This is a genomic window from Chitinophagales bacterium, assembly GCA_019638515.1.
Classification (GTDB): Bacteria; Bacteroidota; Bacteroidia; order Chitinophagales; family LD1; genus UBA7692.
This window is the reverse complement of the sequence record JAHBTS010000002.1, coordinates 59,518-85,741: the sequence shown is the minus strand read 5'-3', so window position 1 is coordinate 85,741 and position 26,224 is coordinate 59,518. Positions and strand designations below refer to the sequence as shown.

Annotated in this window: 21 protein-coding genes and 1 CRISPR repeat array; of the genes, 10 read left to right on the top strand and 11 right to left on the bottom strand. The window is 37.9% G+C overall.

Annotation, left to right across the window (positions count from 1 at the left end; genetic code table 11):
* Positions 1 to 117 precede the first annotated feature (117 nt).
* The 3 genes from KF872_03600 to KF872_03590 are packed head-to-tail and all read right to left on the bottom strand — an operon-like array spanning position 118 to position 1,945.
* Positions 118 to 888, bottom strand: a complete 771-nt coding sequence (locus KF872_03600; protein MBX2902618.1) for a TPM domain-containing protein — start codon at positions 886 to 888, stop codon at positions 118 to 120.
* 26 nt (positions 889 to 914) lie between these two features.
* Positions 915 to 1,355, bottom strand: coding sequence for a TPM domain-containing protein (locus KF872_03595; protein ID MBX2902617.1), 441 nt, complete (start codon positions 1,353 to 1,355; stop codon positions 915 to 917).
* Positions 1,356 to 1,366: 11 nt separating this feature from the next.
* Entirely contained in the window at positions 1,367 to 1,945 is a 579-nt protein-coding gene (locus KF872_03590) for a LemA family protein (GenBank protein MBX2902616.1), read from the bottom strand.
* 217 nt (positions 1,946 to 2,162) lie between these two features.
* Between KF872_03590 and KF872_03585 the strand changes: the two genes are divergently transcribed.
* Positions 2,163 to 2,645 (top strand): tetratricopeptide repeat protein, encoded by a 483-nt coding sequence (locus KF872_03585; GenBank protein ID MBX2902615.1) that lies wholly within the window; start codon positions 2,163 to 2,165, stop codon positions 2,643 to 2,645.
* An 8-nt stretch (positions 2,646 to 2,653) separates the two neighbouring features.
* On the opposite strand, the gene KF872_03580 is transcribed toward KF872_03585, so the two are convergent.
* The gene (locus KF872_03580; protein ID MBX2902614.1) at positions 2,654 to 3,112 is read right to left on the bottom strand and encodes a RecX family transcriptional regulator; all 459 of its coding nucleotides are present in this window, start codon (positions 3,110 to 3,112) and stop codon (positions 2,654 to 2,656) included.
* A 5-nt stretch (positions 3,113 to 3,117) separates the two neighbouring features.
* On the bottom strand, positions 3,118 to 4,155 hold the full coding sequence (locus KF872_03575) for a beta-ketoacyl synthase chain length factor (GenBank protein ID MBX2902613.1): 1,038 nt from the start codon (positions 4,153 to 4,155) through the stop codon (positions 3,118 to 3,120).
* A gap of 59 nt (positions 4,156 to 4,214) precedes the next feature.
* On the opposite strand from KF872_03575, the gene KF872_03570 reads away from it, so the two are divergent.
* From KF872_03570 to KF872_03560, 3 genes are all read left to right on the top strand, one after another.
* On the top strand, positions 4,215 to 4,907 hold the full coding sequence (locus tag KF872_03570) for an NAD-dependent deacylase (protein MBX2902612.1): 693 nt from the start codon (positions 4,215 to 4,217) through the stop codon (positions 4,905 to 4,907).
* Between the two features lie 65 nt (positions 4,908 to 4,972).
* Positions 4,973 to 6,664, top strand: a complete 1,692-nt coding sequence (locus tag KF872_03565) for a tryptophan 7-halogenase (protein MBX2902611.1) — start codon at positions 4,973 to 4,975, stop codon at positions 6,662 to 6,664.
* Positions 6,661 to 7,383: a DUF1702 family protein gene (locus tag KF872_03560; GenBank protein MBX2902610.1), complete on the top strand. Its 723-nt coding sequence runs from the start codon at positions 6,661 to 6,663 to the stop codon at positions 7,381 to 7,383. Before KF872_03565 ends, KF872_03560 begins: the two co-directional genes overlap by 4 nt.
* Positions 7,384 to 7,387: 4 nt before the next feature.
* On the opposite strand, the gene KF872_03555 is transcribed toward KF872_03560, so the two are convergent.
* The 3 genes from KF872_03555 to pbpC form a co-directional block, all read right to left on the bottom strand.
* Entirely contained in the window at positions 7,388 to 8,209 is an 822-nt protein-coding gene (locus tag KF872_03555; GenBank protein ID MBX2902609.1) for a T9SS type A sorting domain-containing protein, read from the bottom strand.
* A 37-nt stretch (positions 8,210 to 8,246) separates the two neighbouring features.
* The gene (locus tag KF872_03550; GenBank protein ID MBX2902608.1) at positions 8,247 to 9,272 is read right to left on the bottom strand and encodes an SPOR domain-containing protein; all 1,026 of its coding nucleotides are present in this window, start codon (positions 9,270 to 9,272) and stop codon (positions 8,247 to 8,249) included.
* Between the two features lie 149 nt (positions 9,273 to 9,421).
* Positions 9,422 to 11,722 carry a penicillin-binding protein 1C gene (gene pbpC / locus KF872_03545; GenBank protein ID MBX2902607.1) on the bottom strand — a complete coding sequence of 767 codons (2,301 nt, stop codon included), beginning with the start codon at positions 11,720 to 11,722 and terminating at the stop codon, positions 9,422 to 9,424.
* A gap of 140 nt (positions 11,723 to 11,862) precedes the next feature.
* Here pbpC and KF872_03540 point away from each other — a divergent pair, with 140 nt between their 5' ends.
* The 5 genes from KF872_03540 to KF872_03520 all read left to right on the top strand — a co-directional run bounded on the left by KF872_03540 (position 11,863) and on the right by KF872_03520 (position 16,524).
* Positions 11,863 to 12,486, top strand: coding sequence for a Fic family protein (locus KF872_03540; GenBank protein ID MBX2902606.1), 624 nt, complete (start codon positions 11,863 to 11,865; stop codon positions 12,484 to 12,486).
* A gap of 373 nt (positions 12,487 to 12,859) precedes the next feature.
* On the top strand, positions 12,860 to 13,228 hold the full coding sequence (locus KF872_03535) for a hypothetical protein (GenBank protein ID MBX2902605.1): 369 nt from the start codon (positions 12,860 to 12,862) through the stop codon (positions 13,226 to 13,228).
* Positions 13,225 to 15,693 carry a T9SS type A sorting domain-containing protein gene (locus tag KF872_03530; GenBank protein MBX2902604.1) on the top strand — a complete coding sequence of 823 codons (2,469 nt, stop codon included), beginning with the start codon at positions 13,225 to 13,227 and terminating at the stop codon, positions 15,691 to 15,693. The genes KF872_03535 and KF872_03530 overlap by 4 nt, the downstream gene beginning before the upstream one ends.
* A gap of 343 nt (positions 15,694 to 16,036) precedes the next feature.
* Positions 16,037 to 16,285 carry a type II toxin-antitoxin system ParD family antitoxin gene (locus tag KF872_03525; GenBank protein MBX2902603.1) on the top strand — a complete coding sequence of 83 codons (249 nt, stop codon included), beginning with the start codon at positions 16,037 to 16,039 and terminating at the stop codon, positions 16,283 to 16,285.
* Positions 16,282 to 16,524 carry a type II toxin-antitoxin system RelE/ParE family toxin gene (locus tag KF872_03520; GenBank protein ID MBX2902602.1) on the top strand — a complete coding sequence of 81 codons (243 nt, stop codon included), beginning with the start codon at positions 16,282 to 16,284 and terminating at the stop codon, positions 16,522 to 16,524. Before KF872_03525 ends, KF872_03520 begins: the two co-directional genes overlap by 4 nt.
* 204 nt (positions 16,525 to 16,728) lie before the next feature.
* Positions 16,729 to 19,347: direct repeats of the CRISPR family, unit length 46 nt; unit sequence GTTGTAAATAGCTTTCAGAATGTATCTTTGACTTATTGGTAACAAC.
* A gap of 487 nt (positions 19,348 to 19,834) precedes the next feature.
* Here the strand turns inward: KF872_03520 and cas2 are convergent.
* The 3 genes from cas2 to cas9 form a co-directional block, all read right to left on the bottom strand.
* The gene (gene cas2 / locus KF872_03515) at positions 19,835 to 20,140 is read right to left on the bottom strand and encodes a CRISPR-associated endonuclease Cas2 (protein MBX2902601.1); all 306 of its coding nucleotides are present in this window, start codon (positions 20,138 to 20,140) and stop codon (positions 19,835 to 19,837) included.
* Between the two features lie 35 nt (positions 20,141 to 20,175).
* Positions 20,176 to 21,108 (bottom strand): type II CRISPR-associated endonuclease Cas1, encoded by a 933-nt coding sequence (cas1, locus tag KF872_03510; GenBank protein ID MBX2902600.1) that lies wholly within the window; start codon positions 21,106 to 21,108, stop codon positions 20,176 to 20,178.
* 204 nt (positions 21,109 to 21,312) lie between these two features.
* Positions 21,313 to 24,984 carry a type II CRISPR RNA-guided endonuclease Cas9 gene (gene cas9 / locus KF872_03505; GenBank protein MBX2902599.1) on the bottom strand — a complete coding sequence of 1,224 codons (3,672 nt, stop codon included), beginning with the start codon at positions 24,982 to 24,984 and terminating at the stop codon, positions 21,313 to 21,315.
* 212 nt (positions 24,985 to 25,196) lie between these two features.
* Between cas9 and KF872_03500 the strand changes: the two genes are divergently transcribed.
* Positions 25,197 to 26,120 (top strand): metallophosphoesterase, encoded by a 924-nt coding sequence (locus KF872_03500; protein ID MBX2902598.1) that lies wholly within the window; start codon positions 25,197 to 25,199, stop codon positions 26,118 to 26,120.
* The last annotated feature ends 104 nt before the right edge of the window (positions 26,121 to 26,224 follow it).

Below are 26,224 nucleotides of genomic sequence, written 5' to 3'. Positions count from 1 at the left end.
GGCGCGAAAGTACAAGGTAATTCGGGATTTGCGATAGTGTTTTTCAGTAATTAGCAAAAAAGATGATGCCAATATGTGTTACACCCGATAAACACAAGCAGTTGAGTGCCTAAAGCACTACCAACTACCTCCGGCTCCGCCTCCTCCAAAACTTCCACCTCCAAAGCCTCCAAAACCGCCACCACCACTACTGAAGCCTCCTCCACTCCTTCCAAAACCGCCTCCCCACACAACAGGGCCGCTCCCAAAACCTCTTACGCCTCTGCCCGAAATAGTACCTCCGCCATTACTACCAGAACTTGCCACAGAGATAATTACTATAATAATTATGAGAATCAATATGATAACCCATAAAGGAATACCCTCTTTATTGGCTTCGGGTTCTGCATCGAACTTTCCGGTGGTGCGCGCTATAATTTCATTGGTGGCGTTATCGAACCCTTTGTAAAAATTGCCTGATTTAAAATTGGGTATAATTATTTGCTCTACAATTCTTTTACAAATAGCATCGGGCAACACATCTTCTATTCCATACCCTGTGGCAATAAAAACCTTGCGCTGAGCTTTGGCTGCCAAAATTAGTACTCCATTGTTTTTCTGCTTCCTCCCAATGCCCCACTTTTCGCCTAATTGAAAGGCATAATCACTAATGTCGTAAGCGCCAATGTCGCTAATGGTAACAATAGAAATTTGGGTAGAAGTAGAATCGTCAAAAGCTACCAATTTTTGCTCCAGAGCTTGCACTTCGTTTGCCGAAAGAAATCCGGCAAAATCATTTACCAATTTGGGAGGATTGGGACTTTCGGGGAATTGCGCAGCAATGCTTCCGTGCCAAAATAAAAGCACCAAAAGCAATCCTCTCCAACCGATATATTTTCTACAAGTCATGTTTACAAATTAGAACTTACTGCACATTAAGAAAAACTAACATCATCGCTCAATTCATTTTTATCGCCCTGCATGTAAGGAAAAAATGTTTTGAGTTTTTCGCCCGCCAAATGAATTCCGGCAATAATACCTTCGGCAATTTGCTCTTGTTTAAAATGCTGAAGCATTGTGTGCTTGGTGCTTTCCCAAAAATCGGGAGGCACTTTGGAGTCAATTCCCTTATCGCCAACTATTGCAAACGTTTTATCGCCTAATGCCACATAAATAAGCACGCCATTTCGGGCTTCGGTTTCATCCATCTTTAAAGAATGAAAAATTGCAGCTGCACGATGCAATACGTCTTGCTTGCAATGCTTTTCTATATGCACTCTAATTTCGCCCGAGGTGTTTTTTTCGGCCTGCTGAATGGCGCGTTTTATTTCCTCAATTTGGCTATTGCCAATGAGTTGTTTAGCAAATAAACTCATAGGTTTTCTAGTTAGAATTTCACGCTTGGTGCTTTCTCGGTTCCGGCATCGGCTTTAAAGTATGCCTTAGCTTGGAAGCCAAACATTTTTGCAGTAATCAATGCAGGAAACGATTGCGTATGCGCATTGTATTCTTGCGCCAACTGATTGTATTTATTGCGCTCTACACTAATGCGATTTTCAGTGCCTTCTAATTGAGCTTGCAACTCTAAAAAGTTCTGATTTGCCTTTAATTCCGGATAGCTCTCTACGGTTGCCAACAAACGCGACAATGCCCCTTTTAGCTCACTTTGTGCTGCTTGGAATTTTGCAATGTTTTCTTCAGTTAAATCATTGGCATTTACCTGAATGCTAGTGGCTTTTGCACGCGCTTCTACTACGGCTGTAAGTGTTTGTTGTTCAAAGTTGGCATAACCTTTTACGGTATTAACCAAGTTGGGAATTAAATCTGCTCTGCGCTGGTAGGCAGTTTCTACATTTGCCCATTGTGCTGTAACTGCTTCGCGCTCTTTTACTAAACTATTATAGCTGCAAGACGAAAGCGATAATGCAAGAATAAATACAGATAATAATTTAAGAAGGTTTTTCATGGTGTTGCTTTTTTTTGAAGTTTGAAGATGTTAGACGCGTAAAAGTAGAAATTATTTTGAGCGCTCATTTTTTTCTATAGCTCTATTGAGAGTAAACTATAAAAAGAAGATTAGTGAATTTAAAAGAAAGCAGTGTGCTTAAACCACAATAGCACAATAATTCTTGCTAAATAAATTTTAAGACCGCCTAAGTTTTAGCAATTTTGGGCATTGTATTATGAAGACAGATAAGCATCCAAAGCACTACACATTAGTTTTTACACTGCTAATTGCCATGCCAATTGGCTACTTGGTTTATGCCAATTTAATTAGAGAAACACAGGCGCCTATATTGCCAAGCAACAACCAAGTTATTACAGCGCCCTCATCTTCTTCCGCCTCTTTTGCATCTGCGGTTGAAGCAGCCGAAAAAGCCGCTACCGCCAACCCGGGGTATCAATCTTATTTGAATTTGGGTTTGGCATATTTTCAAGCAGGTATGTATGAAAAAAGTATCGAAGCCACCCAAAAGGCAATTGATTCCGATGGCAAACAAGCTGTGGCGTACAATAATATTGCAGCCGCGTATGGTGCATTAGAAAATTGGGATATGGAAATTGCAGCTTGTGAAAAAGCGCTACAATTGAAGCCCGATTTTCAATTGGCTAAAAACAATTTAGAGTGGGCAAAGAGCCAAAAGGCAAAGGCTGAAAAGAAATAAAGAATAACCTACTGCTGAAAATTTTTCTTTATCAATTCTTTTACAACAGCAAACTCAAAGCCTTTACCTAATAAGAATTTTTGCAACTTTAGTTGACGCTCCATTGTGGTTTTTCCTTTTATGGATTTCCATTTTTTTTCTGCTACCCACAGCGCTTTTTGCTCATAGCTTTCCGAATCAATTTCTTCGGCAAGCACCTGTTGAATAATAGACTCCTCAACTTTTCTTGCTGCTAATTCGCGCTTTAGTTTGCCAACTCCCCAGCCTTTATTTTTAAACCTGCCGTTTACAAAGCCTTTTGTGAAACGCAATTCATTCAAAAAATTTTCGGCTTGCAGTTTGGCTATCCAGTTTCCAAATTCTGCCGGAGGCACTTCTAGTTGCTGCATTTTCTTTACCACATCGCTTTTGCACCGTTCTTGATAACTGCAATAGCGCACTAAGGCAATCCATATATCTTTGGACATAAGCACTACGGTCTTTTAAGCAATATAAAACTATGCTGCTCGCCTCTGTAGTTGTTGTAAATTAAGATATACTTAGGAATTATGGCAGCATTGCCTGTAACCAACATAAAACCGGGAATTTCTTTTTGGTGAAGTAATTGAACCGCCCACCACACTGCCAATGCACTTACTGTTTGAAAATCGCCCGTTAGCTGCTTAAATCGAGCAATGCCTTTTGAAGCAAAGGCAGCCTCTACCATATCGTAAAAATGAGTAAAGCGTTCATCTGCATTATAGCCACTCAATAGCAAATCAACTTCCTGCACATCAATGTTGTTGGCTGCAAGAAAGGAAGCCAACTGCGCTTGTAAGGTTGCTTCGTCTTTACCAAAAAACGAAGTGGTTGCACACATCTGTGCCACAGCACCTTCAGATTGATTGCTCACCAAAAACATGGCGGCACCTTCTCCCGGAATCATTCCTGCCGAAATATGGCTAAACATTTCATTGCTTGGAATAATCTCCTTTTTATACCAACCGGCAAGCGATTCCATGCGGTAATTACGCACCGAAATTTCATCTACTGCACCAATTAAATATTGATGACTAGTATTTTCCTTAAGTAGCATGACGGCATCTATAAGCACATTTTCAAATGCAGCTCCGCGATGCACATGCGTGGCATTGTAGCCTTTGTTTTTTGTAATTAAACCCATCATGCCTGCAATGGCATTAAAAGTACTTTGCACAAAATGTGTTGGCGTTAAACGCCCTTCGGCATATTCTTCAATTTGATTTAAAAAACTGATACTGTCTTCTATGCCACCATTAGCCGTGCCAATAATAATGCCATCTACCACATGATGTTTCAATAAACTCATGCCGCTGCCCACACCCATTCGCAGCGCCTTGCCCATTCTGCGCAACTGTCCGGGAGGAACACCTTCATAAACAGGCTCAATAGCGTGCATTTGGTTATTATCATACACCTTTTGTTGCTCTAAAACCGGAGTGCCAAAGGTGTGTTGAGGCGAAATGCATGCACTTTTATGAATATAAAACATGGTTGTTTTTTAGTTGAAACTTTGGGCAAGTTTACGTTCTAATTTTATATTTTTCATTCATGAGCATAAAAGAAAAGATTGTGGTACTCACAGGTGCCGGAATAAGTGCCGAAAGCGGTATTCAAACATTTAGAGATGCCGATGGGTTATGGGAAAAACATAGGATTGAAGATGTGGCCACACCCGAAGCATGGCGTAAGAATCCATCATTGGTACTAGAATTTTACAATGCTCGAAGAAGTCAATTATTGCAAGTAGAACCTAATGCTGCACATTTGGCATTGGTTGCTTTAGAGCAACAGTTTCAAGTAACCATTATTACTCAAAACGTAGACGATTTACATGAGCGTGCAGGATCTTCGCATGTAATACATCTTCATGGAGAATTGCTAAAAGCACGCAGTACCAAAAACGAAATATTGGTTTATGAATGGAGGCAAGATATTAGAATAGGCGACACTTGTACGCTTGGCTCGCAATTGCGCCCGCATATTGTGTGGTTTGGCGAAGCAGTTCCTAAAATGGAAGAAGCCATTGCTGCAATGCCGGATGCCGATATTGTTATCATTATTGGCACTTCCATGCAAGTGTATCCTGCTGCAGGTTTGGTTCATTATGCTTCTAAATTTTCAAATAAATTTTACATAGATCCACAAGCGCACCAAACATTTATTCCCGGAGTAGAATCTATTGCAAGCAAAGCAGGCAATGCCGTGCCGCAGCTGGTAAAAAGGCTTTTAGCCTCAAAATAAACAAGGAGTAATATCATAATTTTGTTCTTGTAAATTCCATACTTTGTGCCGCCAACAATATTCACATGCAACAATCATACGATGTAATTATAGCCGGAGGAGGATTAGCCGGACTCACCCTTTCCATTCAACTTAAACAAAGCAATCCCAATATCAATATTTTAATACTAGAAAAAAGAAAAGGTTCTGCCGCCATTGCTGCACATAAAGTAGGCGAATCTTCGGTAGAGTTAGGCAGCCATTACTTGCGCGAAGTATTGGGTTTAAAAGATTATTTAGAAGCACATGAACTGCCCAAACATGGTTTGCGTTTCTTTTTCAAATCGCATAACAAAGCTGAAATTACTTCGCGAGTGGAACTGGGTCCCCGCCAATGGCTAAAAACTCCTAGCCACCAGTTAGATAGAGGAACATTTGAAAATTACCTTACAGAAAAAACAATTGCATTAGGAACACAGCTGCAGTTAGATGCCCGCGTTACCGACATTTCTATTGAAGCAGGAAACAACAGCGTTACTTATTTAGCAAACGGAATACAGCAAACAGCACATGCCACATGGATTGTAGATGCCGCCAGCCGCATCAACTTATTGAAGAAGAAACTAAATTTTCAAAAACCAATGGAGCACCATTGCAATGCTGTGTGGTGGCGCATAAAAGGTGTAATTGATATAGACAATTGGAGCGAAAACGAGCAGTGGAAGAATTATTTGGTTTCGGGCCTGCGCTACTTGAGCACCGTGCATTTTATGGATAAAGGATACTGGGTTTGGATAATTCCATTAGGAACAAAAAATACCAGTATAGGCATTGTGGCCGACCCTGCCGTTCACCCTTTTGAAACGTTCAATACTTACGAGGCCGCCATAGAATGGCTGCGGATAAACGAGCCGCTGTGCCATCAGAAATTGGCACCCGAAAAAGAAAATGTATTGGATTTTAAAATTCTACGCCACTTTGCGCATCACTCGGCACGGCTTTACGATGGTGTAGAAAAATGGGCTACCACCGGAGAATCCGGTGCATTTTTAGATCCGCTTTACTCGCCCGGCACAGATTTAATTTCGCTGAGCAACACACTGCTTAGCGACCTTATTCTGCGCGACAAAAATGGTGAAGATGTATCTATAAGAGCCGAAATATACGAGCAAACTTACCTAGGCTTAATTGATAGCTGGATTCCCATTTACCAAAATAAATACTTACTAATGGGCAGTTCGCAAATAATGGTGTTTAAAATATTTTGGGACTGGGCAGTGTATTGGGCTGTACCAACCTTATTGTTTACCAATAAAGCATTTACCGACTTGCGCCTTCTAAAGCAATTATTTGCCACACCCGATAGCTTAGGGCGAAAATTGGGTAAGTTGGGCAATAATGTACAACAACTATTTTTAGACTGGCTGCCTTATGAAAATGAAATCTTTGAGCATAAATTCATAGATCCCTACGACTTAGAAATACTGCGCAATTTCCAACAAGATTTAGATGTGCTGCACGGCAACGAGCTAATAGAAAAAGTTGCAGCCAACATGCAACTGTTAGAGAAATTTGCTGCTGAAATTTTTAGACATGTAAGTGCACAGGTAAAAGGAACAGGTATGGATATAAAAGTAAATCCTTACGAAATGAAATTAGACCCGGAAAACAAACTGCCACCAACCGAAGTAGCCGATGAACAAAATGTAGCTCCGGATTTTGCTATTCGAAAAGATGTTGCCACCATGTGGTTTTATGGTGAAAAAGTAACAGCGTGATTGCATCCATACAAGAAAACATTACTGCGGTACAGCAATCTTTTTTGCAAGGCAAAGCACTTGCCGAGCAATGCAACGTTGCCGCCTTTCACCCACCGAAGGCAATATTAAGCAACCCATTTTTGTCGGCCTATTACGAGGGGGCATCTTATTACTTTGCATGTACTTTCATAGATAACTTAGCTACCAACTGGCATCATTTCTTATTGCAGCACCCTGCTCACGAAACTCAAATTTGCGTAGGACTCGGTTGGGCATTGGCCGAAAACAGTAAAACTGATATAGCTGCTTTATGTTCATTTCTTCCCGAGCATCTTCAACAAAAAGTAGCCGATGGGTTTGGCTTTTATGAAGGCACCTTTAGAAAAAGGAAAGTGCTTGCATCTACATTGCCGCAGCTAAATCCAAACTATCATCATAGCTATTACACCGGAGTGGGGCGCAGTTGCTGGTACAATTGCAAAGGCGATGCTGTGGCTGTGCAACAACAAATTAGTAGCCTTCCTGAGCAATACCAACCATATTGCTGGCAAGGAATAGGCATTGCATTTACTTATGTTGGCGGCTTCACTGCAAGTGAAATAGAAGCAGTAAAGGCACTAGCAAAGCAGCACCTTAGTAATGTAGTTGCAGGCGTAGGAGCATGTTACGCTTCTAGAGATAAAGCCATGCTACTCACACATGATACCATAGCAGCACATAATGCTTTTAAGTTATAGAAACCTAATTTTTCTGCCAATATTTTATGGTGTATGGTAGTGATGCAGCATCGGTAAGCACAAAAAAGTATAAACCCTTGGGTAAGTAAAACGGTTTATTGCTTTGTGTTGTTACAATCCGTTGCCCAATACAATCAATTACATTAAGCGTGAGCAATACATCAGACTGTAGTATCACTTCGCTCCCATTTCTTTGTATGGCAATATCGGCACGATTTAAGAAAGAAGCCACACTCGCTGTACTGTTACCCACAACCACTACACCCTTACAACTAGAAGAATCTTGCATAAAATACTGCACATAGCTACTCGGTGTTTGTGCACTTACCGCGAATGCCCAATCGTAGCTACCCTGTGGGAGTATGGTATCTATTTCAATTTCAGCCATCCCCCATCGGTTCAATAGCTTATACGTAACTCTATCGCCTAAAGAATCTATTATTTCAAAATGTAGATGAATGGTATCGCCTAAAGTATTGGAACTAAAAGGGCAGGTAAATACTGCATTATCAACCTTGCTTACCTTTTTTAAAAACACACTGTCGCCCATAGCCAATTTCACAAAATAGACACCGTGGTTTAAGTAATTCAAATTTGAAGTAATGGAGCAGTTGCCTCCGGCAAGTAATGTATCCGGCAATATAATTGCTACCTGCCTGCCTACTATGTCAAAAACAGAAACAGACACTACTTCAGCACTATCCAATACCCAATGGCTGGTAAGTGTTTGCGAAAAAGGATTAGGATATACTTGAAAATTAGGTTGCTGTGCCCTTACCGAAAAAAAGGTAATTGCAGTAAAGAGTATGGGGAAAAGACCTTTCATTCAATAAAGAAAATACAAAATTTTCAAAAAGGCAAACCTACATTTTAAGTAACCAAACGGCACTGTCTTTTTGCTTTGCACGTGCCAACACAGTGGCTGCATCTGTTACATTCTCTGCTGAATAGAAGCCAACAGCGGTTAAACCGTTTCTATCGAATTTAATAACAGGAGTTGCACTACCCAGTTCATGTTGCAGTTGTGTGTATAGTGCATGTGCATTTTCCTGCTTAGAGAAAGCACCCACAATTACATAGTAACCATGTTTTAATTCCTGAGTTTCATTTGCCTCGTCCACCTCATTATTGGCAGCTACCTCATCCACCGGTGCTGCTATGGTTTCGGCAGGCTCTTGTATTGTGGGCAACATCTCTGTAACTTCTGCAGAAGCAACCGAACCACTATCTTGGTTTAAATCATCGTGCGAACTATCCATAGCCGGAACCAACGATGCTGTATGCTCTACATTGGTATTGCTATTATCTAAAAAGCCAATAATGCCGGAAATGGTTAATGCAAGCACCACCACTGCGGCCGCAGCATATTTCACAAATGTATTAAAGCGCTTACGCTGTCTTGCTTTCTTAAACGAAACTACTTTGCCAACCTTTTTAGGCTCTACGGTAATTATAGGAGTCTCAATTTTTTCTCTTTCTACCGGAAGTGCAGTTATAGACTTTAATCCAAAAAATGCAGCAAACAATTCTTGCTCTTGGTGTTGCACAAATTGCAGATTCCCTTCGGTATCAAAGTTTAAAGAACCCACTTTATCGAAATGTACCGCCTCGTTTTGCTGCAATAATGCAATGGCAGTTTGCACAAATTTCTCTACCTGCTGTTGCGCCTCGGCAAATGCAATGCCGCTGCTGTTTGCCAACGAATGCACCAGCAATCCATCGTTGCCATTCAATCTGGCATTAAAAGAAAGTATTCTGGCAGGAGGCAGCAGCAAATTGTTATCCTGCAACGATGCACTCTTGTTTTGCGCCAAAAAGCCACCCAAACCCGGCATAATTACACAATCATGGGTTTGTAGCAATTCAAAAATAAGCGCAGCTATCTTCATTTGAGGGCGCAAAGAATAAATTTTGAGTGGAATTTTTAATGCTCGGCAGCGGCATGTGGAATCATTGTTGAGAATTAACACTCCACTCACACCTTTTCAACAGTTTACCAACAAACGGCAGCTATGAACCCGCATTACCAAATGTAATTCTACCAATCTACCTGCCGCACTTTTACCCTGCAATCGGTATTGCGGCCTTTATCGTCTGTGCACGAAATTTTTACATCGCCCTCCGGCAGCAGACAAAAATACTTCTCCCCTGCTTTAACCTTGCTAACCAATTTATTGTTTACCCACCAAAAAACATATTCCACATCGCCAGCTGTTTCGCAACTCAATTGTATAGAGGGCGGCTGCCCTTTTTCGATATAATACTCACTACCGTTTACGGGCGAAATAATGGTAGGTTCATTGCCTTTAAATATCCTGCTGCATAAAGGATTGTGTGGCGGTATTCTTTTTATGTTCACATGGTTTTCATCGAACCAACGAATAATTTCGGGCGAATAATTCTCGAACAGCAACCGTTTGTAGCCCGCAGTTGGCAGGCATTCTGCACAATATGAAATTTGCATCTTGGCATCGGTGGCTATTTCCTTCAAATGCTCGCAACGTTTATTGCTCGATACCAGCGGAATAAAATAATCGCTCACCAAATTGCGGCAAAAGCTATTGGGTTCTAAACCCGAATGGCTGCAAACGGTTCTTACTCCGCACTCACGCGGCATGGCATACCATTCGTTGGGCGAATTATAGTCTATGGTATTAAAAAGTTGAAACAACAAAGGTGTGGCAATGGCTGCACCGTTTAAATCCGGCACGCCAACATTACTAAAATTTCCTACCCAAACCCCAATGGTATAATTCTTATTAAAACCTATGCTCCATGCGTCTTTTCTGCCGTAACTGGTGCCTGTTTTCCATGCAATGCGTGGCAATGTTTTGCTGCCTTCCCAATTTACAGGCAAATCCGGGCGTGCTACTTTAGAAAGTATTTCGCAGAGCATAAAAGATGCAGTAGCAGAAAGTATCGTATCGCCTGTAGCAGCTTTCTTCACTCCCTTTAAATAATGAATGGGTGAGTAAATGCCTTTATTGGCAATGCATCTATAGAGGTTGCTCATTTCTTCTAAAGTAACACCGCAGCCTCCTAAAATAAGCGAAAGCCCCAGCCTCTTTTCGTGTTTTGAAACACTGCTGAAACCACACCGCTTTAATGCCGTTAGCATATTTTCTTTCCCCAGCGCTTCCAATGCCTTTACGGCAGGAATATTAAGTGAATTTTCAAGTGCATACTCCACCGTAACCTCGCCTCTAAACTTGCTGTCGTAATTTTCCGGCACATATCCATCGAAATTGCAAGGCACATCTGCCACCATTGTTTTGGGCGTGTAAATACCTGCATCAAAGCACAAGCCATACAATAAAGGCTTGAGTGTGCTGCCGGGTTGTCGTACAGCTTTTGCGCCATCTACCTGCCCCGCATCGGCAGCGTGGTAAAAATCGGCAGAGCCTACATACGAAATTACATTGCCACTGCCATTTTCAATTACCATTACAGCAGCATTTTGTATGCCTCTACTGCGCAGCCCGTTTACATACGTTTGAACTATTTGCTCGCATTTGCGCTGCTTTTCTAAATCTATAGTGGTAAAAATATTACCTCCTAAAGATTTTATTCTGTATGAAAAATGTGGGGCAAAACGTGGCAATAATCTCCTTTGTGCATTTACATGCTCTTGCAATGCATCGCTTATTTCACTACTTAAAAAAACACCCTCCTCCTCAAATTTTCGCAGCCATTGGTTGCGCACTGCTTCTACCGCACTATTATTCTTTCCTAACCTTAAACTCGAAGGGCGGTTGGGTACTACACTTAGCGTGGTTAATTCACCCACACTTAAATAAGCAGGATGTTTATTAAAAAAAATAAGAGCCGCAGCCTTCACGCCTTCTATGTTTCCACCGTAAGGAACTTTATTTATATAGATTTCAAACAGTTCATCTTTAGTAAATTTCAATTCTAGTTGCAAGGCTCTAAACACTTCCACTAGCTTACTTATATACGTGCGCTCTTTGGGTTCCAGCATACGTGCAACTTGCATGGTAATGGTAGAAGCGCCCGATGTTCTTTTCCCTTTAAATATATTGTTTGAAATGGCTCTTACAATCGAAAACGGATTTATGCCCGGGTGGTAATAAAACCATTTATCTTCCTTGTTTAAGAACACCTTTTTAAGTTCCGGAGAAATTTCGTGCCGCTCTGTCTTGAAGCGCCATTTATCATCGGGTGAAAGGAAGGCATGTATTATTTTCCCTTGCGAATCGTACACCAACGTAGAATATGTGGGCGTATAGTTTAAAGGGAAAAGAAAATGCAGCAGCAAAAAAGCTATTGCCAACACTACTCCCAGCACTCCAATTCTAAGTAAGTACTTTTTAAACAACACCTTGATGCTACAATAGCTATTTCCTTAAAAACTTAAAAATAGATTTTTCCGATAACTCAAAGTTGTAAATAGCTTTCAGAATGTATCTTTCACTTATTGGTAACAACGATTTTGCATATTGGGCGATTTAGCAGTAGTGCTTGGTAGCCGCTGCAAACAATAAAAAATATACCTTTGAGAAAATGGACAATAACACCAACTGGACACCATCGCCTGATGAGAATAAACTCGAACTTACTGATAAAAATCTTATCAATGAGTATGAAGCCAAAGGAATTGCTGCGGCTGAACTTTTTATGTTTGAGTTGGATAGTGAAATAGAAATTTCAACACAACTTCTTTTAGAAATTTACAGAATTGCATTCTCAGAACTTTATGACTGGGCTGGCTCTTGGCGAACAACAACTGTAACGGTTGGACAACTAACACCTCCTGAACCATCGAAAGTATTGCAACTAATGTATCAGTTCATTGACAACCTAAATTTTAAAATTCGAAACTCAGAAACACTTCAAGACCACATTGGTTGCTTAGCTTTTGCCCACTATGAATTTATCCGCATACATCCATTCAATAATGGCAACGGCAGAACGGGACGGATTTTGATGAACATTGTTGCTCTCAAGTTTGGATACAAACCACTTGAATTCTATTACAGAGAAGGTGATAGTAGAAAAATTTATATTGATGCGATGAAATTGGCTGACAATGGAAATTTTGAGCCTTTAATGACCTTGATTAGAAAAGAATTGACCGCCTTTTAATTCTTGCTCCTTCAATAATGACAAAACAATCTGTTCAACTTTCGACATTGACACTTGCTGGTTCTCCAACAACATTGTTGAGAACACAGTTTTAGTGAGCACTTGAGTCAAGTAACCTTTTTCTTTTAGTTGTGGATATTTATCGTAGAATTTCATTGTTGCCAACAAAGATACGAACTTATGCAACCAAAGACAACTGTTTTTTGCTTGCAGTATTCCTGAAGGCTTCCCATTTTTAGTACAATTCAAAAGTAGAATATTTTATTCATTTTCTATCAACAGGTCGAAACACAAGAAAAGAAAAACTTATAAAGAAATTGGTGCAGAACGAAGAAAGGCAATTAAAGAAAAAATCAATACCAAGAAAAAATCAATGAAATCTTGGATGGAGAAAGCAAAAAACTGGACAAAAGCAAAGGTGGAAACTGTGGTTGAACATACACTTGCCACTCCTGAAATGGCAAAAGATGCAATAAACCACACCAAAGAATCATTGAAAAATAAATTCAATGCTACCGTTGAAAAAGGGAAATCAAGTATCGATAACGCGAAATCAAAAATAAATCAAGCTTCAGAAAAATTAAGAATGATGAGAATGATTCGCGCAATAGAACAAGCTGCGATAGAAGAGCATGAAGCAAAGCGTAAATTGGTAGAAGCTATGAAAAAGAAAATGATTTATTATCATCGCTTTTCCCAGCGCAAAGCGTATCATAATTCCTATATTATAAATAAAAAATGAAAAACAAATTCCTTTTTATGGCAGTGATGATCATGGGCATGATAACTGCCCATGGTCGTGATTTTTTTTATGCGGTGAAATATCCAAATTCGTACACTATTTATCAAAATGAAAAGGTGATCGGGACGATTAATGCTACCAACGAATCACAAATGCTTACAATTTTAAATGCTTCAAAAAGCACACAGCCTACTGTTGTGGGAAATGTTGTAAGTACTTCTCAAGGAGGTATTCAGCTTCCCTACTCGGGCGATACGGTACTTGTTACAGGTTCAAATTCAAAGTTTATTGCTATTGCAAATGATACTATTTGGTACCTAAAGACGAATAATTCAACAAATTGGCAACCTGTTATACCAATTGATTCAGTATTAAGTATAGACTATCAAAATAATAACGACACTTTTGTTGTTTTAATGCTGAGATATGATTCAGATGAGAGTGTTCTTGTTTGTTCGTATGGATCTCCTGATTATGGACCATCTGGTGGAGATGTTGTTTTGGGTGACTCTGCTATTTCGGCCATGTTTTTGTTTGGTGTAAACTATTTCTTTTCAGAAACAAGCGCAATATTGGGAACCTTAAATGTTTCCATAACAGAGCTTAACTCCATTGAAAATAGTCATAAATTCTGCGAACCAAACGGATGTGTTTATGTATATTTCGATGATTTACTACCCTTGCAGAACCTAAATTATTTAAGAGAGCCTTACCTTTTGGGGCTTGATGATACTCTTCATAATAAATATTTGTATCATTTACCTAATATAGAACTGAAGGTTGTTAAAAAATTAGTGGGTAGTGTTTCTGCTTCAATAGATTGCCCTGGTATTATAAACTGGGATACAAGTTTTAGTCGCTCAAATCAACACTATTCTATTAATAAGGGAGGCGATGGTGTTAATCTTAAAGGTAAAGAACAACGATTTTTCTTGCGTAGGATTGAATTTCCTGGGTATGGACGACAAGGGTTTTGTTGTGGATTTAATTTAGGTAAAACATGGTATCAAAAAGGTCATTTTTGGTCAGTTGATGATATAAATGCGGTAAACAATTTTAATCAGCTAAACCAGTATGACTCTCTAGGAAGATTTAAGGCTACCTACCCAGCATCTGATTCGCATGATGGAATGGTTTGTGATAGTTTTTCGGTGCTTTTTGGGTGGTTTGCTGACAGTGTGGCTACTTATCAACCACCATTAATTATAAATAATAATTCACAACAACAATACACTATCCATCCACCGAATAATTTTCCGCCCATGAAATGGGATAGTTGTAGTGTGGCAAATGCTCTACCTAGTCAACTAATAGATGCTGATCATGTTAATAGTATTTTTATGACATGGATTGAGCCGTTGAACTGTTATCTTGTATTACGGAGTTCCCGCAATTTAGCAAAATGGCCTATTTCTTGGCCTTTAAGTGCGTGGAGATTTTATCCAAACGCACCAGAGCCTTTTTTGATTGATACTCAACTTGTTCAACTTATAAACAGCAGTGCGTTTGGATTTGATCGTGACGCAGGTCATGACTTCCAATTTGAAGCAGAGGGTTTTGGTCAAAACAGTTGGATAATTAGTCAATTTGATAATCGTTCATGCGAAGTAAACTCTGGTGGCCACTCTAATGCACACTACGCACAATTAACTTACGACTCAATTGTAGGATGGGCACTTTCTAAGATAAAAATTTTTCCAGGCTTACCAACAGGCTCAATGTCAAATACTGATATGTGGACAATGGACGATGACACATTTGTTATAGTTAATAGCTCTGCAGGACCATCACAAAATGCAATACCTGGGATTATTAAAAATAGCCCGGTTAGTTTTTTTGATTTTCACTCACATAATCAAATTGGAGCATGGGAATGGGGTACGGTTCGTTCAGGGGCTAGACCTGTTGCTTATCAAGTAAATGCAACAGGTGAAAAATTCAGTAAGCCAGAGTTTGACTTTGACATTAAAGAATCAAAATTAAAAGATTCGCTTGTAATTACCTCTTTGAATTTACCCAAACAAGGAACATGGTATTGGTGGTTGGGTAACAAGCTAGCAAGCATGCCCCTTGTTATTTCTAAAAACGACATCCCTTTTGAAGGTCTTTCCTTATACATATCTGGCCAATTTGATTCATCAGACACTATTCCGAATAACCAAGGCCCGCTCAGCAGATTTATTTCAAACCCAAAGGAACTTAAGTTTAATCATTTAAATAGTATAGAAGAATCTAATTCGTTGAGCAAAATTACTTTGTACCCAAATCCAACAAGTGGAAACCTTTTTATTAAAGGAGTACTTGTAGATGCATTTACCCAAGTAACAATTACAGATTGTCATGGAAGAACGGTTGGTTATTATTACTCAAACGAGTTAAATATCGGAGATATTCCGAAGGGGTTTTATTTTCTTACTATTAAGAAAGGAAACTCTATTGCTACCAAAAAATTCGTTCGACTTTAAATTCTTTTAAAAAGTTATTCCGAACCACCTCTTAGGAGGTGGTTTTTTGTTTAATTGTGCAGTAAGGTTATTATTACCAGTGATAAGAGCCAATACTCTCTTGCAAAATTTCTAAAATAGTGTAGACTAGTTGAGTCTTTGTGTAGAGACATCATAGCGTTGTAAATAGCTTTCAAAATGTATCTTTCACTTATTGGTAACAACGATTTCGCATATTTCCGTGTTATGTGTAACCAGTTTTAAACGCTACTTTTAAAAAGAAACTCCTCTTCCTCCTTAAAATCAACTTAAAAAGTTTGCACAAAATACCAACATTTGGTTTTTTTGACAAAACCATAAAGTTATGGCAAAAAATACTTCAATACTATTAGGAGATTATTTTGATGCTTTCATAAATCAACAAGTTCAATCCGGAAAATTTTCATCTGCAAGTGAGGTTGTAAGAGCTGCATTGAGAATGTTTGAATATGAAGAAACTAAGAAAACAGAACTTATTAATGAACTCAAAAAAGGAGAAAAATCTGGTTTTGTAAAAGACTTTAATAGAAATAACTTACTGAAAACGCTTCATCAAAAACACATCACAAAATGATGATGTTCAAAATAAGTAATGAAGCCCAAAATGACCTCAAAAATATTTGGCTTTACACCTTTGAAACTTGGTCTGTAGAACAAGCTGACAGATTTCACAATCTTATACTTGACGAAATCGAATACTTAGCCGAAAATCCTGACACTGGAAAAGATTATTCTCACGTTAGAAAAGGTTATTTACGCTCAAATGTGAAATCGCATTTTATTTTCTACAAAATCAATAAAAAGAGAACCTAATTGAGATTATCAGAGTTTTACATCAACAAATGGATATTGAAAACAGGTTGAACGATTAATACTAGCTACACATAACATCGGTTTGGCAATATGGCGGATGAAGTGCTTCGTTTGAATAGTTTTATGGCAGGTTCAAATTCGTTTCTTCAATAGAAGTGTAGTGCCAAAACGCCCCGTCCATCGCCAATACGTTTCCTGTTATTGGTTGTAAATAGCTTTCAGAATGTATCTTTGACTTATTGGTAACAACGTGCGTTACTTGTGCATTCACGAGCGATTAGTTGTAAATAGCTTTCAGAATGTATCTTTGACTTATTGGTAACAACATTTCGAGAAAAAAGAAACGGATGCTTTAAGTTGTAAATAGCTTTCAGAATGTATCTTTGACTTATTGGTAACAACAGATTTTGAAAGTGGAAGTGCAAAGAAAAAGTTGTAAATAGCTTTCAGAATGTATCTTTGACTTATTGGTAACAACAGTTGGCGATAAATTTAGCCCAAGAGTTTGGTTGTAAATAGCTTTCAGAATGTATCTTTGACTTATTGGTAACAACCGTATTTGCTGCACATACTGCTGCTTTGGGTTGTAAATAGCTTTCAGAATGTATCTTTGACTTATTGGTAACAACTGGCTGTAAATAATCTTGTTGGCCTTAATAGTTGTAAATAGCTTTCAGAATGTATCTTTGACTTATTGGTAACAACTAGAAGGTGCAGACCAATCCGCAAGCGACAGTTGTAAATAGCTTTCAGAATGTATCTTTGACTTATTGGTAACAACCGCAATGTTTGCAGCCATTGCAGCGTTCCGTTGTAAATAGCTTTCAGAATGTATCTTTGACTTATTGGTAACAACTTATTTTTTAGTCAAAATGCTGCATGCTGCGTTGTAAATAGCTTTCAGAATGTATCTTTGACTTATTGGTAACAACTACTCAAATAGATATTTCAAAAACGTGTAGTTGTAAATAGCTTTCAGAATGTATCTTTGACTTATTGGTAACAACTGATTTTAATTTTATTCGTTTAACAAATCTGTTGTAAATAGCTTTCAGAATGTATCTTTGACTTATTGGTAACAACTTGTGAATGTTTCAAGGTAATTGTAAGCTGGTTGTAAATAGCTTTCAGAATGTATCTTTGACTTATTGGTAACAACTTGGAGTATCCTCTAAACAAATTAGAGAATGTTGTAAATAGCTTTCAGAATGTATCTTTGACTTATTGGTAACAACAATTTTGGTTTTGCCATTCATGGGGAAAATGTTGTAAATAGCTTTCAGAATGTATCTTTGACTTATTGGTAACAACTTGAATATCTATTTCGCCATCTCCTTTAAGTTGTAAATAGCTTTCAGAATGTATCTTTGACTTATTGGTAACAACAACCCTTCTTTTAAAGAGTATATTCTCATAGTTGTAAATAGCTTTCAGAATGTATCTTTGACTTATTGGTAACAACTGTAAAGGTAAGGTCGCGGCTGCTTTCGCTGTTGTAAATAGCTTTCAGAATGTATCTTTGACTTATTGGTAACAACTCCGCTCACTACGTACTCATGTTGGTGGTTGTTGTAAATAGCTTTCAGAATGTATCTTTGACTTATTGGTAACAACATAATGGCAGAGCATAAACTTTCCGGCTCAGTTGTAAATAGCTTTCAGAATGTATCTTTGACTTATTGGTAACAACAACATTGTAAATGAAAAAACTCTTCATGTTGTTGTAAATAGCTTTCAGAATGTATCTTTGACTTATTGGTAACAACGCAAAACAGGCAGGACAACTATACGGCTAGTTGTAAATAGCTTTCAGAATGTATCTTTGACTTATTGGTAACAACAGAACCTATATTGCAAGCCTCGCGCGATGGGTTGTAAATAGCTTTCAGAATGTATCTTTGACTTATTGGTAACAACTTGGTTCGGGAATATCGAAAATTAGATTTTGTTGTAAATAGCTTTCAGAATGTATCTTTGACTTATTGGTAACAACCTTTTTAAAATGAAAATAGTTTTTATTTAGTTGTAAATAGCTTTCAGAATGTATCTTTGACTTATTGGTAACAACCTATGCAAAATGGCGATAGCATTGATTTTGTTGTAAATAGCTTTCAGAATGTATCTTTGACTTATTGGTAACAACGTTCTGCTTTGATGGCGCAAGGTGTTAGCGGTTGTAAATAGCTTTCAGAATGTATCTTTGACTTATTGGTAACAACACTTCATGCGCATCAACCGCTTTTGCGCAGTTGTAAATAGCTTTCAGAATGTATCTTTGACTTATTGGTAACAACATAATAGGCATATATTACACCATAATTTTGTTGTAAATAGCTTTCAGAATGTATCTTTGACTTATTGGTAACAACTATCATGGCTTTTTCATCTTCGGTCTTACAGTTGTAAATAGCTTTCAGAATGTATCTTTGACTTATTGGTAACAACGTGCTGCCGCAGTAGTCGTACTTCATTATGGTTGTAAATAGCTTTCAGAATGTATCTTTGACTTATTGGTAACAACCGCTTTCAATCATATTCAGACCAACACATTGTTGTAAATAGCTTTCAGAATGTATCTTTGACTTATTGGTAACAACAAATGGATTTGGCTTTGCAAATGAGTAAGGTTGTAAATAGCTTTCAGAATGTATCTTTGACTTATTGGTAACAACTCCCGGCAAATACAAAGTAGTAAAGCGATAGTTGTAAATAGCTTTCAGAATGTATCTTTGACTTATTGGTAACAACTGTCGCTCCACTCCCCATCGGTGGTTAAAGTTGTAAATAGCTTTCAGAATGTATCTTTGACTTATTGGTAACAACCTCGCTGCTCAACTGATATATTTTACCGCTGTTGTAAATAGCTTTCAGAATGTATCTTTGACTTATTGGTAACAACAGGTGGCTAATGAGTGTGCTCCACAACGGAGTTGTAAATAGCTTTCAGAATGTATCTTTGACTTATTGGTAACAACATTTTCGCTTCGTACCATTGAATCACACTAGTTGTAAATAGCTTTCAGAATGTATCTTTGACTTATTGGTAACAACATAATGTAACCTGCGGGAAGTAAAAAATCTGTTGTAAATAGCTTTCAGAATGTATCTTTGACTTATTGGTAACAACTTTCAAAAGTTCAAGAAGCAACCGTTTATTGTTGTAAATAGCTTTCAGAATGTATCTTTGACTTATTGGTAACAACAGATAAGTCGAAAAAGTAAGCAACAGCAACCGTTTCAGTTTGTTTTGCCAATAAAAAAAGTGAAGTTCTTTAATTGAAAATCCGGGCAAAACCCGGATTTTTTTATTTCAAAACATTTCTAATTGTTGTGCTACTTGGGGCAATTGTTGAGGCTTAGCTCCGTAATAAATTTCCATTTGTGCAAATTGTTTATCGGTAATTTGCAAAATACCTACCTTACCTAATTCAGGTAGTGCTGCTTTTACTCTGCGCTTATGCACTTCTGCATTTTCAGAGCTGGCACTATGCCTTACATACATACTAAATTGAAACATACTAAAACCATCATTCAACAGTTCTTTCCGAAAGGTGGCTGCTGCTTTGCGCTCTTTCTTGGTTTCGGTTGGCAGGTCGTACATTACAAGGGTCCACATAACGCGATATGCATTTAGTCTATCTGTATTTACTTTCATATTAGTTCGGGATAAAGCATTTTTCTTTGTTCGCCATTAAAGCATTTTACCAAACTTACGGCTGTGCGCTGTGTGGCATTCATTAAAGGACTCTTTTCGCCATCCAGCATTACATCTATGGCAGGTACTTTTAAGAAATAGGCCTTCATTTCTTTTGAAAGTTCTGCTGCCGTTTCAGATGTTTTTACAATGTGGCAAACCATTTCATCAATATACGGACGATAAGGTTCCATAAGGTCATCGGCTAAGCAATAAGCATTATAGCGGTTGCTATGATGAATACCGAGTGTGGGCAATAAACCCGCTGCCACAATGCTTCTTGCCATGGTGGCTCTTAAAATTGCATATCCGTAATTAAGGTAGTGGTTGGGTGGTGTACCTTCCCTAGCCCGCTTGAAATTTGGAATAGATGGAAATACACGTTGCCAATAGTAGGCTGCTGCCGAAGCCTCGCAATTATCGGAATCGCCACTTTTTACGCTTTTATATAGCGTGGTAAGATAATTGGCATCAACACCTTGCTTGCATAAAACGGCATATTGATTTTTTATTTTCTGAGAAACTGTTTGTGCCCACAGCTGCTTTTTTAACGGTTCGCTGGCAGCCAACTGTGCCTTAAATCTTTCGCTCTGTATGGTATTGCCGCTCAACGGCATTAGTAAACCTGTGGGGTGGTGAGTACTGTCGCAAGTAATAACCACAGCATTATTTTGAAGCAATGCCTCCATTAAGGCTTGGGTAATAGTTACTTGTTTGTGATCCAATACCACAATGCCAATATCTTCTACCGGAATAGTAGTAACAGCATTTTTTTTAAACAATTCCGGCAGGGTATCGTTGTTTTCAACTTCCGGTAAGCGAATTTGAAGTTGAGCATTTCGTAAACTCAAATAAACGGGATTCCCAAAATAAATGGTGCGTTTTATCATGATTTTATTGGGTTCTAAAATTTATTATTTACCACATTCAAGGTTCAACCCCTTGAATGTGGTACTGTGCTTTTAACTTTAGTAAAAAATAAAGAGTTTTAGTTAGTATGCTATAATGTTGGGAATAGTATAATATTAGGTTGGTGCATTAGTCTTGTACTTTAGAAATATTGCCTAATCTATTTGGAAATAGTTTATATATACTTATACAACTTCTCCTAGGTTACTAACTCTAACTTTTCTTGGATTTAGTTTTTCAAATGAGCCTATACTCTTAATATTGTAGTATCGTTTTGAATCCTGCTTAGCTTTTTCTACGTCTTTGCTAGCATCTTTGGCAACAGAGGTTTCTAAATGATGTCTAAATACATATTCATTAGAGGATATTTTTTGCACTCGATACAAATGCTGATTTAAAAGTCGTTTATTATTGGTTGAAAGAGCATGTTGTATTTCTTCCTCATTCAACCCCAAAACAAACATTTCATTTTGCTGTAAACTTTCTACAAAGGTCCAATTATGCTTTGGAAGTTTGTCTAAAAAGTCCTGTGTATATTCATCTTTCAGCAACAGAATTTTATCCCAAAGTTCGTTAGGGTTTTTGATGATAACAGGCAGGTCATATTTTTTACGTTCCACTGCGTGCCAGAAAGTACAAATGTGTTCTATTTTCTTTCCATTTTCATCAACATAGAAAGCAATGTGATGATTGTTGCCGGGTTTTACAAAACCCAATCCATCTTTATTTACCGGAACAATAGATGAAAGTCCTCTAAAGATTCGAACTGTTTTAATTGGAATTTGTTTTTCCTCGTTTAAAAATAAAGGTGTTTTAAACGCTTCTTTTTCCTTGTTCCCGAATTGTTCTAAACGAGCTTTTATAACGGCTTTTACTTTTTCATCAACAATATATTCTACATCTTTCGCCTTAATCGTTTCAAGAGGATATTTAATTACGTATTCTTCTTTGTAGCAAGTGGCATATTCCAGCACTTTTTTATTCTCTTCATCAAGATATATCGTCTCTTTCTTTAATGATGCAATAGCTTTTTTTGAATCGTTTTCATGTTTTGCTAATCGCTCCTTTACTAACTTCTTAATATAACCTTTTAGTATTAAATCAGGATTTTCAAACAAATACTTTAGAGGCTTGTTTTTGTCAAGCGATTTAATTTTTCCATAAACACTTTCTTCGCTTAATGCACCACGCGGCACAATAATTCCTGTTTGGACTACTTGTTTTTTACCGTCTTTCTTTATTTTTCGTTTGCCGAATGAAGCAACCTTTTTTCCTGCTTTGAATGAAATTAAAATTTCAGCGGCTTTGTTTTCTACTTCTTTGGTTGTAAATGGACGGTGTTTAACGATATAGTTTTCTAATAGAGAGCCTTTTCTTGTGGTACCAACTTCAGCATACATTTCATCACGATTGCCTTGTGAACTTAAATTATTGATGCGCTGTATAAAGCCCTGTTGTGTGCATGCAATTACGAGTGCATCAACTGCGTGGTGGCGGTGATCATCGCGCTTGCTCCAATCTTTGATTACTTCCTGCTTGTGCTTTTGACCGTCATTTGTTTCCCATTCTTTCCATTCGATAAGTCCTAATTCGCGATATTTGGGCAGTTGCAAATTCATTAGCACATCGTCCCACCCCCACAATCTGCGCAAGTATTCCGTTACTGTTCCGCTCGTACTCCAAACGTTTGTGCACACTTGCTCCAAAATTTCTTTTGATTTTCGGGCTATATATTGTGTTTCGCGTAGCTGGCGGTCAATAAAATCTTTTGGAATTTTTGCTTCGGGCATTAATAACCTATCGCGTTTCGCCTTGTTGATTAGTTTGTTTTTGAAAAGGTTATCTACTCGCTCGATATAGGTATTTAATTCATCGCTAGTTTTTGACGACATAAAATCATAAGCCGTTTTATTGCCTTTTGCTTCGTTACAACTTCTGTGACTAAGCGTTTTGTTGCTTTGCGAATCATCAAACAACAATGATTTAGGAATAATATGCTCTACGTCCACATTGTTACCACTTAAAGCATCAGTAATTCCGAATGGTTTTCCACAATAAACACAAAAAGCATTCAATTTGCTTTCTTCATTATTGATTTCATGAAACAAACGCCATTTAATTACGTTATTTCTTGTCGCACGTAATTTGTATTCATCAGTAAGTCGTTTCCTAATAGTTTCATTCTCGCGTTCTCTCTTATTTAAGTCCGTGAAAGTCTTGTTTCGTTCTTCTTTATTTTGTTTCAGATCGCGTGCTAATTCAATTCTAATTTCATCAGGTTTTCCGTGTTTTTCAATAATTGCGTTTACTACGTTTATCATTTGGTTGAGAATTTTCTCCACCACAGGTTGGCGCAAGCTATTTTTCGGAAGATTTGGAATGCTGTCTAACAAAATACGTTTTATATTTTCGTCTTTCGTAAGCGAGTTTGAATGATTGTAACCCGCATACGAACAAGCATCACTGTAAACATCGCCTTGCATTAAGTAAGGCAAAATTTTACGTATTGCTTTTGAAGACTTATTACCGAAAGCGTATTTTGTAAAATCTATGTTTGCCAATTTTTCAGCTATTTCTCGGTCGAGGTTGAATTTTTTAATAAGCACATTCACACATTCTTCTACATCAGCAATCGAATAAATGGTGTGCCACAATTGGTAAAGCGGTTGCTGTTCAATATCTGCATCAATTATTAAGTGTTGCTTACTTCCCTTTACATCGCCTGTTTTGCGGTCTACCAAATAGGTCTCTTTATCGCTGTTTTTTACAGTTAAGTTGAATGTAAGTAACTCATTGTCTTGTGGCAAGTACTTTAAAAATTGTGTCTTGGTGATATTACCTTGTATGCCTCGTTCAATTTGCTTATTTGTATACCAACCATCATTTTTTTTCAGATTTAAAATCTTAAGTAGGTCAGTTGAAGTTAGCTTTTCATGGTTGTCAAGATGTTTAAACAATTCTTGTTTTTGCTCTATTGAAATTTCAAAAGTTTCGCCCGATTTGTTTTTTAGTGAGATGGTGTTAATGCCTTCCCAAATCTTACAAATCTGGAAAAGTGGCGAGCTTTTGGGTGCAACTTTAGGACCAACGAAAGCATCCTTACCTTCTTTATTTTTAGTAGAGAAGCCCTCAAATTCGCAAATGTTTACCAAACCTTTTTGTGACTTCAATTTGCGTTGATAGTAGATGATTTCATCGCGCAGTTGAGCGATAAATTCATCGGTAATTATTTGTGGATAATGTTTTTGCTGTTGCTTGCAAATCGCTTCAAATTCTTCGATGTAAGCTTCGCGCGGAAACACTTGCTGTTTCACACGGTAGTATTGGTCTTTCTGTAATTCAGCAAAAAACTTTTGTCCGATAGTAATGCCTTGTTCTTTTATTTCTTGGTGGCGGCTTTTCACTTCGGCTACATACTCTGTATCTTTTTTATCCAAATTCGCATCGCTTCTACTGCTTTTGTATCCGCGCTTTTGGTTAAGATGGTACAAAACACGACCGAGTTCTTTTAACTCAATTTTTTCATTTACAGCTTTTGCTCGCAAGCCCCACAATTCCAATGGTTGTAATTTGAAAAGAGCATCATTGAACATTTCGTTTTTGAGCAAAAGGTTTGTTAATGATTTTCGCCTTAACTGATAGCGGTCATAACCTTTTCGTTGAGTGCGTTTGGATGTTCGTTTCTGATTTTTAGAAATCGTATTGCCTGATGTAAATTCATCTTTATCATCAGTACTCATCGGAATAATCCGACTTCCCATTCCAAGAATTTTCCCCTGTTTGTTTTCAAAATCTTGCTGAATGAGCGCCCAACCAATGGAGTTGGTTCCTAAATCTAATCCTAGTATTGTAGTCATGGGTAAATAAATTTTACCCGCAATATAAATTTTAAAAAATAATTCTAAGTTTGCCTTACATTTTGAAGCTATTTACAATAAGGATTATTCCGTTGTGAAAACATTTAAGGCGGGGCGCAAGTTTCGCCTTTTCTTTTTGCTCAATTTCCAATCGCTCTTTTCTATTCACAATTCATTGCTTATCCGAATAGGCAATTCTATATCTTTGCCAAATGCAATTAAACAGAAGAGACTTTTTAAAGAAATCAGGAACCGCAGCAGGTTTACTATTAGCCTCGCAATTTCCGTTTGAAGCCTTTGCTCATGGCGATGTAAAAAAACTCACCATCTTACATACCAACGATCAACATTCGCGCATAGAACCATTTCCAATGGATGGAAGTCGCTTTCAAGGTTTAGGCGGATTTGCCAACCGTGCTGCCGTAATCAATAAAATTCGCAGTCAAGAAAAAAATGTATTGCTCTTAGATAGTGGCGATATTTGGCAAGGCACTCCGTACTTTAATCTATTTAATGGCTCTCTTGAGTTTAAACTCATGAGCGAAATGCGTTACGATGCCTCTACCCTTGGCAATCACGATTTCGATAATGGTTTAGAAGCATTGGCAAAACAAATGCCTCTTGCCAATTTTCCATTCTTGTGTGCAAACTATAATTTTAGCAACACAGTTCTAGCTAAGAAAACACAGCCCTACAAAATTTTCAAGATAGATGGTATTGATGTAGGCGTGTTTGGTATTGGCATTGAATTAGATGGTTTAGTAACCAAACCCAACTATGGCGAAACCATTTATGAAGACCCAATTAAAACAGCCAACCGTATTGCTGCCCGTTTAAAAAACGATTACAAATGCGATTTGGTTGTTTGCCTTTCGCACCTTGGCTATAAATACAAAGAGAAAAAAGTAAGCGACCTCACACTTGCATACAATAGTCGCAACATAGATTTAATTCTTGGCGGCCACACGCACACACTCATGCCTAAACCCGATGAGCTAACCAATGCCGATGGCAAAAAAGTATTGGTAAATCAAGTAGGTTGGGCAGGCATTGCATTAGGCAGAGTAGAATATTATTTCGAGCCTAAAAAGAAAGGTATTGTGGTTGCGAATGCACCTGTAAAAATTGGCACATAGTTTGCTTTTTACCAACAATTGAGAAATAAAAAATTCTATTTCCACAGTTGCACGAAACAAAGTTTTTCTTAAGAAAAATTGAGACGTATTTTTCTTGAAAAAAT

Excerpts from the sequence above, each read along its gene's own strand:
- KF872_03600 (MBX2902618.1), bottom strand. The coding sequence starts at position 888 with ATGACTTGTAGAAAATATATCGGTTGGAGAGGATTGCTTTTGGTGCTT.
- KF872_03595 (MBX2902617.1), bottom strand. The coding sequence starts at position 1,355 with ATGAGTTTATTTGCTAAACAACTCATTGGCAATAGCCAAATTGAGGAA.
- KF872_03590 (MBX2902616.1), bottom strand. The coding sequence starts at position 1,945 with ATGAAAAACCTTCTTAAATTATTATCTGTATTTATTCTTGCATTATCG.
- KF872_03585 (MBX2902615.1), top strand. The coding sequence starts at position 2,163 with ATGAAGACAGATAAGCATCCAAAGCACTACACATTAGTTTTTACACTG.
- KF872_03580 (MBX2902614.1), bottom strand. The coding sequence starts at position 3,112 with ATGTCCAAAGATATATGGATTGCCTTAGTGCGCTATTGCAGTTATCAA.
- KF872_03575 (MBX2902613.1), bottom strand. The coding sequence starts at position 4,155 with ATGTTTTATATTCATAAAAGTGCATGCATTTCGCCTCAACACACCTTT.
- KF872_03570 (MBX2902612.1), top strand. The coding sequence starts at position 4,215 with ATGAGCATAAAAGAAAAGATTGTGGTACTCACAGGTGCCGGAATAAGT.
- KF872_03565 (MBX2902611.1), top strand. The coding sequence starts at position 4,973 with ATGCAACAATCATACGATGTAATTATAGCCGGAGGAGGATTAGCCGGA.
- KF872_03555 (MBX2902609.1), bottom strand. The coding sequence starts at position 8,209 with ATGAAAGGTCTTTTCCCCATACTCTTTACTGCAATTACCTTTTTTTCG.
- KF872_03550 (MBX2902608.1), bottom strand. The coding sequence starts at position 9,272 with ATGAAGATAGCTGCGCTTATTTTTGAATTGCTACAAACCCATGATTGT.
- KF872_03535 (MBX2902605.1), top strand. The coding sequence starts at position 12,860 with ATGAAATCTTGGATGGAGAAAGCAAAAAACTGGACAAAAGCAAAGGTG.
- KF872_03530 (MBX2902604.1), top strand. The coding sequence starts at position 13,225 with ATGAAAAACAAATTCCTTTTTATGGCAGTGATGATCATGGGCATGATA.
- KF872_03525 (MBX2902603.1), top strand. The coding sequence starts at position 16,037 with ATGGCAAAAAATACTTCAATACTATTAGGAGATTATTTTGATGCTTTC.
- KF872_03520 (MBX2902602.1), top strand. The coding sequence starts at position 16,282 with ATGATGATGTTCAAAATAAGTAATGAAGCCCAAAATGACCTCAAAAAT.
- cas2 (MBX2902601.1), bottom strand. The coding sequence starts at position 20,140 with ATGTGGACCCTTGTAATGTACGACCTGCCAACCGAAACCAAGAAAGAG.
- cas1 (MBX2902600.1), bottom strand. The coding sequence starts at position 21,108 with ATGATAAAACGCACCATTTATTTTGGGAATCCCGTTTATTTGAGTTTA.
- cas9 (MBX2902599.1), bottom strand. The coding sequence starts at position 24,984 with ATGACTACAATACTAGGATTAGATTTAGGAACCAACTCCATTGGTTGG.
- KF872_03500 (MBX2902598.1), top strand. The coding sequence starts at position 25,197 with ATGCAATTAAACAGAAGAGACTTTTTAAAGAAATCAGGAACCGCAGCA.